The following is a 15,403-nucleotide window of genomic DNA, read 5'->3' on the forward strand; positions in this document are numbered from 1 at the left end:
GTTGCTTGCATAAGGCGCACCGAAATAATGAAATGATATACTTGATTGCAAACTATTTTTTTAGATTTTTGCACGAACTAACGCTTATTAGCGCTATGCAATCGAATGTTATGAAGTGTTTACGTGTGTAGGTGTTTACGTTTTTACGTAATAAAATCTATACTTCACGTAACCACTCACACACGTACACACTTAAACACTAAAAAACAGATGCGTAAAAAAAAATTTCCCCGCGAATCGTTCGTCAGCATGACGGAGCTGGTATTACCGAATGATACCAACACATTGAACAATCTAATGGGGGGACGCCTCATGCACTGGATGGATATTGTCTCGGCTATTGCCGGACAAAAACATTCCAACTCTACTGTGGTAACGGCTTCGGTAGATAATATATCTTTTAAACATCCGATCAGGCTCGGTAATGTTGTTACGCTGAAAGCAAAAGTTACCCGCGCGTTTAACTCTTCGATGGAGATACGCATTGATGTGGAAGCTGAAGATGTACCCACCGGACACAAGTTTGAAAGCAATGCTGCATACTTTACCTTTGTAGCGATCGACCAAAACGGCAAGCCTATTAATGTGCCTGAAGTAGAACCCGAGACTGAAGAAGAAAAGGAGGTCTATAATGGAGCACTTCGCAGAAGACAACTTCGACTGATACTCGGAGGCAGAATGAAGCCGCAGGAAGCGAATGAATTGAGATCTATATTTGATATTAAAGAAGCGTGAGCCAGACATCTGCCATCGAAAGCCTGTACCAGGAAGATCTTTACCAGATACCTTCACGTGTACTCATTATACTCTCTCGTTCGTGGGAAGAACATACGGAAGATGAACGCACTGTACTGTCCAAGATGCTCGCAGCTTTAAGGCTGAGTCTGCCGGCGGTGCAGATCATCACACGAAAAGATTTCACCGTGGAAGACCTCGCCCCACTTGCTCCCACGAAAGTGCTGGCGCTGGGTTCAGTATTCAAAACATCCGACAAGCTATATGAACACCTCACGGTGAATGGTGTGTCGGTAATAGCAGCTGATGCAATCAACAACCTGGACGATCTGAAAAAGAAAAATCTCTGGATCGCGCTCAAAAAAATGTTCGGACTGTAGCCATTACTCCACGCATCACAACTAATCTCCGCTGTCTGGTGTAACACCCGGACGGCACACAACAATCCCGCGCAAACCTGTGCGCTGCTTCTTTTGGCAGTTTGCCACCTATTTATATATTTGTTGTTACTGAAAAACCATCTTGTATAAACAAGGTGGTTTTTTAATGTGTTAATTCAGATTCCCTAAATCTTAAACAATGAATAGTACTTTACTTTTGATCCCCGCCCTCGGGATAATTGGGTTGATCGCGATGGCGATCAAATCAGCGTGGGTAACCAAGCAGGATGCAGGCGATGCCAAAATGCAGGAACTGGCAGGCTATATCGCCAATGGAGCCATGGCTTTTCTAAAAGCAGAGTGGAGGGTCCTTGCTTACTTTGCCGTGATCGCTGCTATATTATTAGGCTGGTCGGGCAGCCTCGTTGAAGACTCGCACCCTATCATCGCTGTATCTTTTCTTCTTGGTGCTGTGCTTTCTGCCTTTGCAGGTTATATCGGTATGAAGATCGCTACCAAGGCCAACGTGCGCACAACACAAGCTGCACGTACAAGTCTTGCTCATGCATTGAAAGTTTCATTCACCGGTGGATCAGTAATGGGTATCGGTGTTGCTGGTCTTGCTGTACTTGGTCTGGGTGGATTGTTCATTATATTCTTCAATTATTTTGTACCGGAAGGCGCGGCCATTACCGGACTTGAAATGAAAAAAGCGATTGAAGTGCTCGCAGGTTTCTCACTGGGCGCTGAATCGATCGCGTTGTTTGCCCGTGTGGGTGGTGGTATCTATACCAAAGCTGCTGACGTGGGTGCTGACCTTGTAGGTAAAGTAGAAGCCGGTATACCGGAAGATGATGTGCGCAACCCTGCCACTATTGCTGATAACGTAGGTGATAACGTGGGTGATGTTGCCGGTATGGGTGCCGACTTATTTGGTTCGTATGTAGCCACTATATTAGCAACGATGGTGTTGGGTCAGGAGATCGATGCATCGTCTGATAAATTCGGAGGCCTCTCTCCTATATTATTACCCATGCTTATCGCTGGTCTTGGATTGATCTTCTCGATCGTAGGTACATGGTTCGTTCGCATCAAGCATGAAACTGACAGTGTTCAGAAAGCATTGAACATCGGCAACTGGTCATCGATCATCATGACTGCTATAGCTTCTTACTTTGCAGTAAAACATTTACTTCCTGAAACACTCGTACACCGCGGTGTCGAGTTTACTTCTACCGATGTATTTATAGCGATCATTATCGGATTGATTGTAGGTACTTTGATGAGTATCATTACCGAATACTATACCGCGATGGGTAAACGTCCGGTGCTCTCCATCATCAAGCAATCAGGCACTGGTCATGCTACGAACATCATCGGTGGTTTATCGGTAGGTATGGAATCTACCGTATTACCAATCTTCGTTCTTGCCGGTGGTATCATTGGTTCTTATGAATTTGCCGGACTATACGGTGTTGCTATAGCAGCAGCCGGTATGATGGCAACCACCGCGATGCAATTGGCGATCGATGCCTTCGGACCTATAGCAGATAATGCCGGTGGTATAGCCGAGATGAGTCAGTTACCGGAAGAAGTTCGTCATCGCACCGATAACCTCGATGCTGTGGGTAACACCACGGCCGCTACCGGAAAAGGGTTTGCTATTGCATCCGCTGCACTTACATCACTCGCGCTCTTCGCGGCTTTCGTAGGTATATCCGGCATATCGTCTATCGATATATATAAAGCTCCCGTGCTTGCTGGCTTGTTTGTGGGAGGTATGATTCCATTTATATTCTCATCACTTGCTATAGCAGCCGTAGGGCGTGCAGCCATGGATATGGTAAATGAAGTACGCAGACAGTTCCGCGAGATACCGGGCATCATGGAGTATAAGGCAAAACCTGAATATGAAAAGTGCGTAGCTATATCAACAAAAGCATCCATTCGCGAGATGATTGCTCCCGGTGCTATAGCATTGATCGTCCCGATTCTTGTCGGATTTACATTTGGTCCCGAAGTACTCGGAGGTTTATTGGCTGGTGTTACTGTATCCGGTGTATTGATGGGTATGTTCCAGTCGAACGCAGGTGGTGCATGGGACAACGCTAAAAAATCTTTTGAAAAAGGTGTCGAGATCAACGGTCAGACATACTATAAAAAATCAGAGCCACACAAAGCATCTGTAACCGGTGATACCGTGGGTGATCCGTTCAAAGATACATCAGGTCCTTCCATGAACATCCTGATCAAACTTACTTCGATCGTGGCCCTTATCATAGCACCACACATCTCGCATAAAGATCACACGGCTGCAAAAGCAGAACCGGTGAAGCCGAAGATGGAAGTAATCAGTGATGCTTCGGTTACAATCAAATAGACTTTACAAACTTTATGAAAGCCCCGGTAATGCCGGGGCTTTTGATTTATACCGCCTATACTGTTTTACGGTATAGATCAAGTATAGCAAGCCGTTTACATCGCCATCGTATCCCGAAGCATCGCCCGTATTGTTGACTAGGCCGGAGTATTGCTGTGATAAGACCTAAAATAGACTATTTTTAAAAAATTTTAATCACCTATAATTCCTGACGATGAAACGGATAGCCCCTCTCCTCCTTGCTTTGATTACTTGCTCAGGGTATGCGCAATCCATATCCGGAACATGGAAGACCATCGATGACAAGACTGGCAAACAGCGGTCTATTGTCGAAATCTTTGAACGTCACGGGAAGGTTTTTGGGAAAATTATAAAGATATTTCCTGCTGCCGGAGAGGAACCAGACCCGGTTTGCAACGAATGCCCGGAAGATGATGCCCGCTATAACAAGAAGATAATCGGCATGGAGATTATCAAAGACATGGAGAAATCCGGGGGTGAATATTCAGAGGGGAATATACTCGACCCTGAAGAGGGCAAGGTATACAAATGCAAGCTTTGGCTGGAAGGAAATGATTTGAAAGTGCGGGGTTACTGGGGTCCTTTTTACCGAACGCAAACGTGGACACGTACAAATTGATCTTCTATATTCGTTAATTCGCAGAAAAATACACAAAAAAGGAACCCTGGCGGTTACAACTTTATTTAAAGATGGTATACAGGTCGAGCTCACACATGGACGAGAAGGAGATCTTCGAGCGCATCAGCAAAGGTGATGAGAAGGCTCTTGAGTTCTTGTATAAGAAATATTACCGGATGATGACCAAGCTTGTCATCACCAACAGTGGAACAGAAGAAGAGGCTCGGGATATTTATCAGGACGCACTAATCGTTTTCTGGCAGAAAGCAACCTCAGGCAACCTGGTAATGACTTCGAAAATCAGTACCTATATCTACAGCATTTGTCAGAACCTGTGGCGAAAGGAACTGGATCGTAAAAAGCGCCTTTCCAACGAAGAGAAAGACTCTGCTGTTTCGCTTGATACGGAAACTGCTGAACGCGACCGTATCATTTTAAAATGCATCGAGCAACTTGGGGAGACCTGTAAAAAAGTGCTGATGTATTATTACTTCGAGGAGATGTCGATGCAAGAGATCGCAGACAAATTAGGGTTCGCGAACACTGACACGGCCAAGACCAAGAAGTATAAATGTAAAATGAAACTGGATGAATTAGTGAAAGCTCAGTATTCTGAGCATGATTTTTTGGATTAGAGAGTTATGGCATTAGAAAAAGATTTTGAATTGCTGGATGAATACCTGCGCAACAAATTGAATGCAGCAGATAAAGCTACGTTCGAACAAAAACTGCAGGCCGATGCAGACCTCCAGCGCGAATATAAACTGCAACAAAAAATTGCAGAAGGTCTTCGCCAGGCACGCACAGCCGAATTGAAAAACATGCTGAACAATATACCGGTATCATCCGTGCATGGTTCAGAAATTTCTATCGGTGTGAAAACATTGATCAGCATTACCGTTGCAGGTTTGGTTGCCACAGGTATCTATCTGTATCTCGATAAAGAGGAAACAGAAGTTCCAGCGCAGCAGCAGATCGCCAAAACGGAAACACCGGCTGAAGTTCCAACGGAGCATCAGACAGAACCGGCACCAGCCAACGAAGCGGAAGCCACAACAACAGCCCCCGCCTCTTCATCACCGGCAACGGAAACACCACAGCCTGATCAGCCGAAGCAGCAGCCTGCTGTTACTAATCAGCAGCCGGCAACAAATAAAGAATCTACCAGCGTAACCAAACCGGTTATAGCTCCGAAGCAAAAGGACAGCGTTTCAAAACCGGAAATCCATGTCTTTGAACCCGGAGAAGAAACCGAAAGCACCAAAGCTGTAGATGATAAAACGGCTACCGAGAGCACTCCAAAAGCAAACAAGACTACGCTTACTGTTAAGACAGATGCGAATAACAAGAAGTATAATTTCCACTATCAATTTAAAAATGGCGAGTTATACCTGTTCGGTCCGTTCGACAAGAAGCTGATCGAGATCATGGAGTTCTTCAGCGATAACAAGCACACGGTATTCCTCTTCCACGAGAATAAATACTATCTGCTGAACGAAGCAAATGAAAAAGTGAAACCGCTCACCTCGATCACCGATCCTACGCTTATCAAGAAGTTGAAGGAACACAGATCCGGAAACTGATTCAACATAGAAGATACGATATAAAAATCCCGCCCTGGCGGGATTTTTTATTTATAGCACAACAGCCATCTACCTGCACCGTTATGCTACTATTTGGTATTTTATCATAACTTTGGCAGTTGACATGGAGAAGAAAGCCCGTAAAAAGAAATTAGGTGGCTACCCCGGCATTGGCGTAGTCGTGAGCATTACACTTGCCCTGTTTGTTATAGGCTTGTTTGGTGTGCTCATTATATACTCGCAGGAACTGGAGCACCAGGTACGCCAGAACATCAAGATGCAGGTATATCTTAAATCAAACGTGACTGAGACTCAACGCCTGCAGATTGAGAATAAACTTCTCTCCATGGACTTTGTGAACCGTGAAGATGGCAAAGGTGTAGCCTTCTTTTCCAAAGATGAAGCCGCCAAGAAATTTATAGCCGAGACGGGAGAAGACTTTACCCAGTTTATTGGTGAGAACCCGCTCAAAGATGCATTTCTCATCAACATCGATCCTGATTTTCACTCGAAAGAACAGATGGAGAAGATCAAAGCAGATCTTCAGAAGATGAATGGTGTTTTCCAGGTATACTATGTAGAAGGTCTTATCGAATCGGTTAACAGCAATGTTACCAAGCTTGGATTTATACTTATTGGATTGATCGTGTTGTTGCTGATCACCGTTGTACTGCTCATCAATAACACCCTTCGTCTTGCACTCTTCTCACAACGTTTTCTCATTCGCAGTATGCAGCTCGTAGGAGCCAAACGCTGGTTTATACAACGTCCTTTCCTGGTGCGCGCAGCACTCTATGGAATACTGGCGGGGGTTATTACCTCGTTGCTGTTATGGTCGTTGTCTGATTACGCACAAAGTAAAATAACAGACCTCGCATTGTTGCATAATCAGGAACACTTCATGATGATGCTCGGTGGTCTGATCGTTATCGGAATGATCGTAGCTGTACTCGGCACGTTCTTCTCCATCAACCGCTACCTGCGCATGTCACTCGATCAATTGTACTGATAAAATATATACTATACATGGAAAGCAAACTTCCCTTTGGCAAAAAGAATTATCAATGGATGATTATCGGTGTAGCCGCCATTATCATCGGGTTCGTGATCATGTCGCTTGACAGCGCTCCCCATGGTTTCGGTTTCCTGGGACTTACCCTCGGCCCTATCGTTGTTATGGCAGGGTTTATTATTCAGATATACGCTATACTGCAGAAGCCAACCAAATAGTTTATCTACACTCCACCGGCTGAATCTTAGCGGAATATATACCGGGGAGTCTGAAATTTATTCGCATGACGATTCTTCAAGCTATCATCCTGGCCATCATCGAAGGCATTACGGAATTTTTACCTATATCCTCTACAGGGCACATGATCATCGGCTCATCCCTGATGGGAATCGCCAGTGATCCGTTTACCAAAATGTTTACGGTAGCCATCCAGCTGGGTGCTATACTTTCAGTTATTGTATTGTACTGGAAGCGGTTCTTTCAGTCATTCGATTTTTACTTTAAGCTCTTTGTTGCCTTTTTACCGGCTGCTATTGTAGGATTTCTTTTTAATGATACCATTGATGCGCTGCTGGAACGTGTAGATGTGGTAGGCTATACATTGTTACTGGGAGGTATATTCTTTCTTTTCATAGACAAGATCTTCCAGGAGAATGAAAAGAGTGACAAGCAAGTAGATTATCCTTCAGCACTGAAGATCGGTATATTTCAGATCATCGCCATGATTCCCGGTGTATCACGTTCAGCCGCTACGATCATCGGAGGTCTTTCGCAGAAGCTTAACAAGAAAACGGCAGCAGAATTTTCATTCTTCCTGGCAGTACCAACCATGTTTGCTGCTACGCTCTGGAAGATGTATAAATACTTTGATGAAGGAGGCGCATTCGGGTCAAACGAAATTACCCTGTTTGCCGTTGGCAATGTAGTAGCGTTTATTGTAGCGATGATCGCCATCAAATCGTTTATATCATTTCTTACCAAGCATGGTTTTAAGCTGTTCGGGTACTACCGCATTGTACTCGGCATTGTTATACTCGTACTATATTATCTTGGAGTAGGACTCTCCATCGTATAATGGAAAATCCAACACCCGAAGAAGGCCGCATCCTTCTCATTAACAAACCACTGCAGTGGACATCGTTTGATGTGGTTAATAAACTGCGCTATAAACTAAAAATCAAAAAGATAGGTCACGCGGGTACACTTGATCCGCTCGCTACCGGACTGCTCATTATCTGCACCGGTAAAATGACCAAGCGCATTGAAGAGTTTATGGGCCAGGAGAAAGAGTATACCGGCAAGTTTACGATTGGCAGCACCACGCCATCGCACGACCTGGAGACTGAAGTAAGTGAACAGGTTGATATAGCACACATTACCCCGCAAGCTATAACGGATGCTACAAAGAACTTCATTGGTAACATCAGTCAGTTACCTCCTATGCACTCCGCTATACGTGTTGGAGGAAAACGTGCCTATGAGTTTGCACGCAGTGGAAAAGAAATAGAGTTGAAACACCGCGATGTGGAAGTCCGGGAATTTGAAATCACCCATATCCAGTTACCAGAAGTATCATTCCGGATTGTATGTTCCAAAGGCACCTATATTCGAAGTATAGCGCGCGATTTTGGCAATGCACTTGGTGTTGGCGCATATCTTTCTGAACTTTGCAGAACGAGGATCGGGTCTTTCTTGTTGAAAGATGCAATGACCATCGAACAGGTAGAATGACCATTCATTTGTATATTGGGGAATGAACATGGAGAATCTCAAACTTTACAACCAAATAGAGTCCTTGCCACAAGAACTTAAACAAGAGGTTAAGGACTTTGTACAGTTCCTTCTTGAGAAGTCCAAGAAGCGTGAGAAAAATCCTCAAAACGAACCAACTGCGGGCTTAGCAAAAGGCTCAATTTCTTAGTGAGAATTACACATTACTTTCCAGGGATAAAATATTTAAATCGTACGCTGTTGACGTAAAGTGGGGATAATACTATATGAAGATCTATCACGGCATCGATGACTTTACGAGATTAGACTACGCGGTTGTTACCAGCGGCACTTTTGATGGTGTTCACGTTGGTCACCAGAAAATATTGAACAGATTACGCGAGATTGCTTCGCGCAACAACGGCGAGACTGTTGTCATCACGTTCTGGCCTCACCCGCGACTCGTGCTGCATCCGGAAGATGATACACTAAAGTTACTCAATACCTTCGAAGAGAAAGCAGAGCTGCTGAAAGAGCAAGGTATACAACACCTCATTCGAATACCTTTCACGAAAGAATTCTCCCAGTATACTTCCGAAGAGTTTATTCAGAAGATATTGGTAGAGACGATTGGTACCAAAAAACTTGTTATCGGTTACGATCATCGCTTTGGTCACAATCGTGAAGGCAGCTTCGAACAACTCAAGATCAATGCGCCACGCTACGGCTTTGAAGTAGAAGAAATTCCAAGACAGGATGTTGATCATGTTGGTGTAAGCTCTTCAAAAGTTCGAAAGGCTCTGGAAGAAGGCGACATCGACACAACTACTCATTTTCTGGCCCGCCCTTATGCGCTTACCGGTCGCGTTGTAATGGGCGATAAATTAGGACGATTACTCGGATACCCTACTGCCAACATCGAGATCGACACAAAATACAAACTTATTCCCGCGGATGGTATATATGCTGTAACCGTACTGCATGAACACACCACCTATAAAGGTATGCTATATATAGGCAACCGCCCAACCGTAAACGGAACCAAGCGCAACATTGAAGTAAACATCTTTGATTTCGTGAAAGATATATATGGCGAGTCACTGACGCTTTACTTCCACAAACTGATTCGTGGCGATGCTAAGTTCAGTGATCTGGAAGGGTTGAAAGTTCAATTGGGTATTGATAAGCAGGATGCGCTTCGTATTCTCGGATAGTCGTTATCCGTTATCGGTTAATCGTAAATACAAAATCCAATTTCATAAAAGGAATCACGAAGAAGACACAAAGTTGCAGAGAAAGCTTTGTGTAACTCTGCGTCTTCTTCGTGCTCTCAGTGCAATGGGATTTTAAAATCGTTATCGCTAACTTTTACTTAATTTGGTCAACGTAATCCGGGCCTCACCCTCGGATAACGATTAACCCATTTACGATTAACGAACCACCATGCTCTGGAGTCCATCAAAAGAATTCATATCGCAATCAAACCTCGTTCGCTACCAGCAATGGCTGAAAGAGAAGAAGCAGTTGCACTTCAACGACTATCATTCTCTATGGCAATGGTCCGTTGATAACATCGAGGCTTTCTGGGAAAGTATATGGCAGTACTTCGATGTTATACACGATGGTTCCTATACGCACGTGGTGCAAGGCTCCATGCCGCATTGCCGGTGGTTCGAAGGCACAAGCCTCAACTATGCGGAACATATATTTCGTAAGGCAAACACACAGCATCCTGCGATCATCTTCAAGAATGAAGCAGAACCAATACAGGAAATATACTGGGACTCACTTACAGCGCAAACAGCTTCTCTTCAACAGTATCTCAAAGCTCACAACGTAGTGGCTGGTGATCGCGTAGCGGCTTACCTGCCGGGATGTCCGGAGGCAACTATTGCGTTTCTGGCAACCAATGCGTTGGGGGCAGTGTGGTCAAGTTGTTCGCCAGACTTCGGGACAAATGCTGTGATCGATCGCTTTGCACAGATCGAGCCCAAAATACTCATCGCTACCGACAGCTATCAATACAACGGAAAGATGTTTGACAAGCAAGAGGTGATACAAGAACTTATCAAGTCACTGCCATCGCTGGAACAAGTCATCATCGTTTCTTCAAAAGATATAGTACCCGTTTCTGCTAAACCTATCGCATTATGGAAAGAAGTTACAGCTAACAAAACAGCAAAGCTTGAGTTTGAACGCGTTCCATTTGCACATCCGATCTGGATTCTATACTCCTCCGGAACTACCGGTTTACCAAAAGCAATTACACATTCCCACGGAGGTATATTACTGGAGCAACTCAAGTACGGCACCTTCCATAACGACTTTAAGCCTGGTGAACGTTGCTTCTGGTATACCACTACCGGCTGGATGATGTGGAACTATATTCACGGTAGTTTACTTGCAGGCGCTACCATGGTGCTATACGATGGCAGTCCGGCCTACCCGACCCTAAATATACTCTGGCAGTTCACACAAGATGCCGGTATACATCACTTCGGTACCAGCGCAGGTTTTATACTTGCCAATATCAAAGGTGGTACACATCCTGCAAAAGACTTTAACCTCAGCTCTCTCCGATCGATCAGTTCTACCGGCAGTACATTGCCACCGGAAGGTTTCGACTGGGTATATAAAGAAATAAAGCACGATCTGTGGCTTGCCTCGATGAGCGGAGGCACCGATGTGTGCAGTGCATTTGTAGGCGGTATGCCAACGCTACCGGTATATTCTGGAGAGATACAATGCCGTGCGTTAGGATGCAGACTGGAGGCGTTTGATGAAGATGGCAAGTCGCTTTCACGGCAAGTCGGAGAAATGGTAATCACCAAACCTATGCCTTCCATGCCGGTATATTTCTGGAACGATCCCGACTATAAACGTTATGCGGAAAGTTACTTTGAAATGTACCCCGGAGTATGGCGCCATGGTGATTGGACGGAGATCACCGAACATAACGGAGTGATTATCTATGGGCGTTCCGATGCAACGCTGAATCGTGCCGGTGTGCGCATTGGCACCAGCGAAATATACCGGGCAGTCGATAAAGTAAGAGAAGTAAAAGACAGCCTCATTATCTGCATCGAGAAAAAAGACGGAGAATTCTGGATGCCGTTGTTCGTGGTGATGCAGGAGAATGTTGAACTGACCGCTGATATTAAAAAGAAGATCAACACAACCATTCGAAGTGACTATAGTCCACGGCACGTGCCAGACGAAATCATTGCCGTGTCGGATATACCGTATACGATCAGCGGAAAGAAAACCGAAACACCAGTTAAAAAGATACTGATGGGGAAAGATCCGAAACAGGTTGTAAACGCAGGTGCGTTGAAAAACCCGGAGTCGATGGATTTCTTTATCCGATTAAACCAGAATAAAAATTAATCATCCGCAGTGTATGACCAAAGTAATCAAAACAACCTTTGACGAAGAGTACAAACTGAAGGATGAAGCATTGCTCGCACGTACACCGCTGCAGCGATGGGAATATGCCTATCGTATGAGACAGAAAATGTAGAAGCCTGGCGTGAATTACTCGTTTAAAGGAATGAAAGTTACCGTGAAGAAATTATCATGGGCGTGCGTGCGCGAGCGTGATCTCAACAAAAAACACGAAAGCAATCAACCCGAAATAAAGCGCTACGTTAATATACTCTTTAGCTGTCCCCATCATCCTGCAGGATAAAATTATTGCAAACGTATCCTGTAATCTATTTCAAAACTTAATCTCATTTACTGCGATTTCCCTTTGCTGCTTCGTCATTGTGGTGTAGCTTTAAAACCCGATGGACGTAGAAATTCTCTCCCGCATACAATTCGCTTTTACAATTGCTTTCCATTACATCTATCCGCCACTGAGTATAGGACTTGGTTTGGTGATGGTGTTCATGGAAGGAATGTACCTGCGCACCGGCCAGGAAATATACCAGCAGATGACACGCTTCTGGGTAAAAATATTCGCACTGATCTTCGGCATTGGCGTAGCAACAGGTATCGTTATGGAGTTTGAGTTCGGCACCAACTGGGCTGTATACTCGCGATACGTTGGTGATGTTTTTGGAAGTGCACTGGCAGCAGAAGGTATCTTTGCATTTGCTCTTGAATCGGGTTTCCTCGGTATATTAATCTTTGGGTGGAATCGTGTAAGTCCAAGAGTACATTTCTTCTCTACGATCATGGTAACACTGGGTTCGATGTTCTCTGCCATCTGGATCGTAGTAGCAAACTCCTGGCAACAAACACCAACCGGCTATCACATTGTTGGTGAAGGCATGAAAGCTCGTGCTGAGATCACCGACTTCTGGGCGATGGTGTTCAATCCTTCTTCCATCGAACGAATATCGCACGTTTGGTCTGGGGCATTTCTCGCAGGCGCATTTCTCGTTACGAGTGTAAGCGCGTGGTATATATTAAAGGGTAAATATATAGAGCTGTCCAAAGCATCTTTCAAGATTGCTTTATCGGTGGCGGCAGTTACTTCACTGCTACAGTTATTTACCGGGCACAAATCTGCTGATGTTGTAGCACACTATCAACCGGCCAAGCTTGCAGCGATGGAAGGTCACTTCGATTCATTGAAAGCGGCAGACCTATATCTTTTCGGATGGGTAAATAAGAAAGAACAGACTACGACCGGTGTAGCTATACCCCGAGGCTTGTCCTATTTTGTGCATGGTGATATTGACAAGCCCATTCGCGGGCTCAATAGCTTTCCCGAGAATGAACGTCCGGGGGCTGTAAACTTTGTCTTTCAAACGTATCACCTCATGATTGCCATCGGTATGGCGTTGATCGCCCTGTCGCTATATTCTGTTTACCTGTGGTGGCGCGGAACACTTTTCGATAAGCGCTGGCTGTTGTGGATCTTTGTATGGGCCGTATTGTTACCTCAGATAGCCAACCAGGTAGGCTGGTATACCGCTGAAGTCGGAAGACAACCGTGGGTAGTCTATGGACTGCTTCGAACTTCCGATGCTTTATCGGAAGCCGTCACGGCCAACCAGGTTATGTTCTCGCTCATCATGTTCACACTGGTATATATACTGCTCTTCGCCTTATTTATATACCTGCTGAACAAAAAAATAACACACGGCCCGTACGATCATCACGATGACGAACACAGTCCGCGACACATGGAGATGGCAGGATCATTTACATCCGAACATCCCACGGAAGCAACACCGGCAACGCGTGGTAAAGATTCAGAAAGTATATAACAGCGTATAACGAATAACGCATGAACACATTTGCAGGTATAGATTTCCCAACGTGGTGGTTCCTGGTGATCGGAGCAGTATTTACCGGCTACGCCATTCTCGATGGCTTTGATCTCGGTGCCGGTGCGTTGCATTTATTCTTCAACAAAGAAACCAGCAGACGCACGGCACTCAATGCTATAGGCCCCGTGTGGGATGGTAACGAAGTATGGTTGGTTATCGGAGGTGGTGCACTGTTTGCCGGTTTCCCGGAAGTTTATGCCTCACTCCTCTCTGCGTTCTATATACCGTTCATGATATTTCTAGTAGCATTGATCTTTCGTGCAGTCTCCATCGAATTCAGAAGTAAAGAACCGATGCTCTGGTGGCGCAAGATGTGGGACATCAGTTACTGTCTCTCCAGCGGACTGCTTGCATTTCTGTTAGGATTTATACTCGGCAATGTAGCCATCGGTATACCACTTGATAAAGACCACATCTACCGTGGCGACTTCGCAGACTTTATCAACCCCTACTCGATCATGGTCGGTATAACTTCACTCGCATTGTTTATGATGCACGGAGCTATATACCTGGTTATGAAAACAGAAGACCGGTTATACGCCAAGCTCACCATCATCGTACGCAGAACCACCATATTCTTTGTGATCAGTTTTGTCATCACATCCTTCTATACCCTGCTATATATACCACACCTGGTCGATCAGATTCATGATAGTCCCGGCATGTTTATACTTCCCGTGATCATGGTCCTCGCCATTGCCAACATCACGCGCCAGATCTCCAAACGAAAATACCTGCTGGCCTTCCTGTCTTCCGCAGTAGTCATCAGTGTAGCCCTGATCATAGTATCGCTGGAATTATACCCGACCATAATTTATTCACCACAAACCCCAGCCAACAGCCTCACCGTATACAACTCCGCCTCCTCCAACAAAACACTCGGCATCATGCTCACCGTAGCCGCCATCGGAGTCCCGCTGGTAGCTGCCTACACCACCTTCGTCTTCTGGACGTTTAAGGGGAAGGTGAAGCTGGATGAAACAAGTTACTGATGTGTTGAAGTGTTCATGTGTTAAGGTATTGATGTTAAATACCGTCCGACCTCAACACTTCAACACCTCAACACTTCAACACAATTCTTTATTTTTGCTCCCATGAAAAAGTCAACCATAAATTTCTCTGTCGAGCTGGATCATAATAATGTGCCGGATAAAATCCTGTGGGATGCTACTGATAAGCCGGATCCAGGCCTTTCGGAAACCAAGTCCATGAGTGTGGCACTTTGGGATCATAAGCATAAGAATACACTTCGCATCGATCTGTGGACGAAGGATATGCCCGTGCACGAAATGAAGCGTTTTTATATTGATTGCATTGGTGGTCTGGCACAAAGTGCTCTTACCGCTACGGGTGATGAATATATAGCGAACGAGATCAACGCGTTGTGTGAGCGCCTTGTAAAGCACATCCAGAATACAAAAGACGAATAAACAGCACCCTCCCGCTGTCAGAAAAGTATCAGGTATAGATAGAGTCGCGGATTTTTACCGCTCCACTCGTCTTTTCTGATACTTTTTCTTTTAAAAAGAAAGCCTGAAAAACCTCTTCTTTTCCCTCCTTTAATTGGTCCAGCGTTACAACAAGTGATTTCAAACGTTTGTTTTTTGTAGAATTTTTGTACTTTTCGATAAGAAACTCGGTATGCATACTATTTCGGGTTTCTGAAAAACGGAAGTCATAA

Annotated in this window: 18 protein-coding genes; 17 read left to right on the forward strand and 1 reads right to left on the reverse strand. The window is 44.9% G+C overall.

The features are described 5' to 3' along the window. Positions 1 to 210 precede the first annotated feature (210 nt). The 17 genes from ACFQ21_RS04065 to gldC all read left to right on the forward strand — a co-directional run bounded on the left by ACFQ21_RS04065 (position 211) and on the right by gldC (position 15,152). On the forward strand, positions 211 to 735 hold the full coding sequence (locus ACFQ21_RS04065) for an acyl-CoA thioesterase (protein ID WP_377575205.1): 525 nt from the start codon (positions 211 to 213) through the stop codon (positions 733 to 735). Next, on the forward strand, positions 732 to 1,115 hold the full coding sequence (locus tag ACFQ21_RS04070) for a hypothetical protein (protein WP_377575208.1): 384 nt from the start codon (positions 732 to 734) through the stop codon (positions 1,113 to 1,115). Before ACFQ21_RS04065 ends, ACFQ21_RS04070 begins: the two co-directional genes overlap by 4 nt. Before the next feature lie 199 nt (positions 1,116 to 1,314). Next, positions 1,315 to 3,495 carry a sodium-translocating pyrophosphatase gene (locus ACFQ21_RS04075; protein ID WP_377575210.1) on the forward strand — a complete coding sequence of 727 codons (2,181 nt, stop codon included), beginning with the start codon at positions 1,315 to 1,317 and terminating at the stop codon, positions 3,493 to 3,495. Between the two features lie 214 nt (positions 3,496 to 3,709). Beyond that, positions 3,710 to 4,135 carry a DUF2147 domain-containing protein gene (locus ACFQ21_RS04080; RefSeq protein ID WP_377575212.1) on the forward strand — a complete coding sequence of 142 codons (426 nt, stop codon included), beginning with the start codon at positions 3,710 to 3,712 and terminating at the stop codon, positions 4,133 to 4,135. A gap of 95 nt (positions 4,136 to 4,230) precedes the next feature. Next, positions 4,231 to 4,770, forward strand: coding sequence for an RNA polymerase sigma factor (locus tag ACFQ21_RS04085; protein WP_377575214.1), 540 nt, complete (start codon positions 4,231 to 4,233; stop codon positions 4,768 to 4,770). A 6-nt stretch (positions 4,771 to 4,776) separates the two neighbouring features. Next, positions 4,777 to 5,718: a hypothetical protein gene (locus tag ACFQ21_RS04090; protein WP_377575216.1), complete on the forward strand. Its 942-nt coding sequence runs from the start codon at positions 4,777 to 4,779 to the stop codon at positions 5,716 to 5,718. Between the two features lie 124 nt (positions 5,719 to 5,842). Beyond that, positions 5,843 to 6,727 carry a cell division protein FtsX gene (locus ACFQ21_RS04095; protein ID WP_377575219.1) on the forward strand — a complete coding sequence of 295 codons (885 nt, stop codon included), beginning with the start codon at positions 5,843 to 5,845 and terminating at the stop codon, positions 6,725 to 6,727. Positions 6,728 to 6,744: 17 nt separating this feature from the next. After that, positions 6,745 to 6,948: a DUF3098 domain-containing protein gene (locus tag ACFQ21_RS04100; RefSeq protein WP_377575222.1), complete on the forward strand. Its 204-nt coding sequence runs from the start codon at positions 6,745 to 6,747 to the stop codon at positions 6,946 to 6,948. Positions 6,949 to 7,013: 65 nt separating this feature from the next. Continuing rightward, a complete protein-coding gene (locus ACFQ21_RS04105; protein ID WP_377575225.1) occupies positions 7,014 to 7,805 on the forward strand; it encodes an undecaprenyl-diphosphate phosphatase in 792 nt (263 codons plus the stop codon). After that, positions 7,805 to 8,461: a tRNA pseudouridine(55) synthase TruB gene (truB, locus tag ACFQ21_RS04110; protein ID WP_377575227.1), complete on the forward strand. Its 657-nt coding sequence runs from the start codon at positions 7,805 to 7,807 to the stop codon at positions 8,459 to 8,461. The genes ACFQ21_RS04105 and truB overlap by 1 nt, the downstream gene beginning before the upstream one ends. Positions 8,462 to 8,489: 28 nt before the next feature. Further along, entirely contained in the window at positions 8,490 to 8,651 is a 162-nt protein-coding gene (locus tag ACFQ21_RS04115; protein ID WP_377575229.1) for a DUF2281 domain-containing protein, read from the forward strand. Between the two features lie 76 nt (positions 8,652 to 8,727). Then, positions 8,728 to 9,654 (forward strand): bifunctional riboflavin kinase/FAD synthetase, encoded by a 927-nt coding sequence (locus tag ACFQ21_RS04120; RefSeq protein ID WP_377575232.1) that lies wholly within the window; start codon positions 8,728 to 8,730, stop codon positions 9,652 to 9,654. Between the two features lie 229 nt (positions 9,655 to 9,883). Next, positions 9,884 to 11,827, forward strand: a complete 1,944-nt coding sequence (locus tag ACFQ21_RS04125; RefSeq protein WP_377575235.1) for an acetoacetate--CoA ligase — start codon at positions 9,884 to 9,886, stop codon at positions 11,825 to 11,827. A gap of 142 nt (positions 11,828 to 11,969) precedes the next feature. Then, the gene (locus tag ACFQ21_RS04130) at positions 11,970 to 12,128 is read left to right on the forward strand and encodes a hypothetical protein (protein WP_377575238.1); all 159 of its coding nucleotides are present in this window, start codon (positions 11,970 to 11,972) and stop codon (positions 12,126 to 12,128) included. 100 nt (positions 12,129 to 12,228) lie between these two features. Next, positions 12,229 to 13,659 carry a cytochrome ubiquinol oxidase subunit I gene (locus ACFQ21_RS04135; RefSeq protein WP_377575241.1) on the forward strand — a complete coding sequence of 477 codons (1,431 nt, stop codon included), beginning with the start codon at positions 12,229 to 12,231 and terminating at the stop codon, positions 13,657 to 13,659. A 20-nt stretch (positions 13,660 to 13,679) separates the two neighbouring features. After that, the gene (cydB, locus tag ACFQ21_RS04140) at positions 13,680 to 14,714 is read left to right on the forward strand and encodes a cytochrome d ubiquinol oxidase subunit II (protein WP_377575243.1); all 1,035 of its coding nucleotides are present in this window, start codon (positions 13,680 to 13,682) and stop codon (positions 14,712 to 14,714) included. Between the two features lie 102 nt (positions 14,715 to 14,816). Continuing rightward, on the forward strand, positions 14,817 to 15,152 hold the full coding sequence (gldC, locus tag ACFQ21_RS04145; RefSeq protein WP_377575246.1) for a gliding motility protein GldC: 336 nt from the start codon (positions 14,817 to 14,819) through the stop codon (positions 15,150 to 15,152). Between the two features lie 28 nt (positions 15,153 to 15,180). On the opposite strand, the gene ACFQ21_RS04150 is transcribed toward gldC, so the two are convergent. Further along, positions 15,181 to 15,315 carry a hypothetical protein gene (locus ACFQ21_RS04150; protein WP_377575248.1) on the reverse strand — a complete coding sequence of 45 codons (135 nt, stop codon included), beginning with the start codon at positions 15,313 to 15,315 and terminating at the stop codon, positions 15,181 to 15,183. Positions 15,316 to 15,403 lie beyond the last annotated feature (88 nt).

The sequence above is a fragment of the Ohtaekwangia kribbensis genome, from assembly GCF_042676245.1.
Classification (GTDB): Bacteria; Bacteroidota; Bacteroidia; order Cytophagales; family Cyclobacteriaceae; genus Ohtaekwangia; species Ohtaekwangia kribbensis.

What these genes read in the sequence shown, in the direction of transcription:
- ACFQ21_RS04065 (WP_377575205.1), top strand. Translation starts at nt 211, where the DNA reads ATGCGTAAAAAAAAATTTCCCCGCGAATCGTTCGTCAGCATGACGGAG.
- ACFQ21_RS04075 (WP_377575210.1), top strand. Translation starts at nt 1,315, where the DNA reads ATGAATAGTACTTTACTTTTGATCCCCGCCCTCGGGATAATTGGGTTG.
- ACFQ21_RS04080 (WP_377575212.1), top strand. Translation starts at nt 3,710, where the DNA reads ATGAAACGGATAGCCCCTCTCCTCCTTGCTTTGATTACTTGCTCAGGG.
- ACFQ21_RS04085 (WP_377575214.1), top strand. Translation starts at nt 4,231, where the DNA reads ATGGACGAGAAGGAGATCTTCGAGCGCATCAGCAAAGGTGATGAGAAG.
- ACFQ21_RS04090 (WP_377575216.1), top strand. Translation starts at nt 4,777, where the DNA reads ATGGCATTAGAAAAAGATTTTGAATTGCTGGATGAATACCTGCGCAAC.
- ACFQ21_RS04095 (WP_377575219.1), top strand. Translation starts at nt 5,843, where the DNA reads ATGGAGAAGAAAGCCCGTAAAAAGAAATTAGGTGGCTACCCCGGCATT.
- ACFQ21_RS04100 (WP_377575222.1), top strand. Translation starts at nt 6,745, where the DNA reads ATGGAAAGCAAACTTCCCTTTGGCAAAAAGAATTATCAATGGATGATT.
- ACFQ21_RS04105 (WP_377575225.1), top strand. Translation starts at nt 7,014, where the DNA reads ATGACGATTCTTCAAGCTATCATCCTGGCCATCATCGAAGGCATTACG.
- truB (WP_377575227.1), top strand. Translation starts at nt 7,805, where the DNA reads ATGGAAAATCCAACACCCGAAGAAGGCCGCATCCTTCTCATTAACAAA.
- ACFQ21_RS04115 (WP_377575229.1), top strand. Translation starts at nt 8,490, where the DNA reads ATGGAGAATCTCAAACTTTACAACCAAATAGAGTCCTTGCCACAAGAA.
- ACFQ21_RS04120 (WP_377575232.1), top strand. Translation starts at nt 8,728, where the DNA reads ATGAAGATCTATCACGGCATCGATGACTTTACGAGATTAGACTACGCG.
- ACFQ21_RS04125 (WP_377575235.1), top strand. Translation starts at nt 9,884, where the DNA reads ATGCTCTGGAGTCCATCAAAAGAATTCATATCGCAATCAAACCTCGTT.
- ACFQ21_RS04135 (WP_377575241.1), top strand. Translation starts at nt 12,229, where the DNA reads ATGGACGTAGAAATTCTCTCCCGCATACAATTCGCTTTTACAATTGCT.
- cydB (WP_377575243.1), top strand. Translation starts at nt 13,680, where the DNA reads ATGAACACATTTGCAGGTATAGATTTCCCAACGTGGTGGTTCCTGGTG.
- gldC (WP_377575246.1), top strand. Translation starts at nt 14,817, where the DNA reads ATGAAAAAGTCAACCATAAATTTCTCTGTCGAGCTGGATCATAATAAT.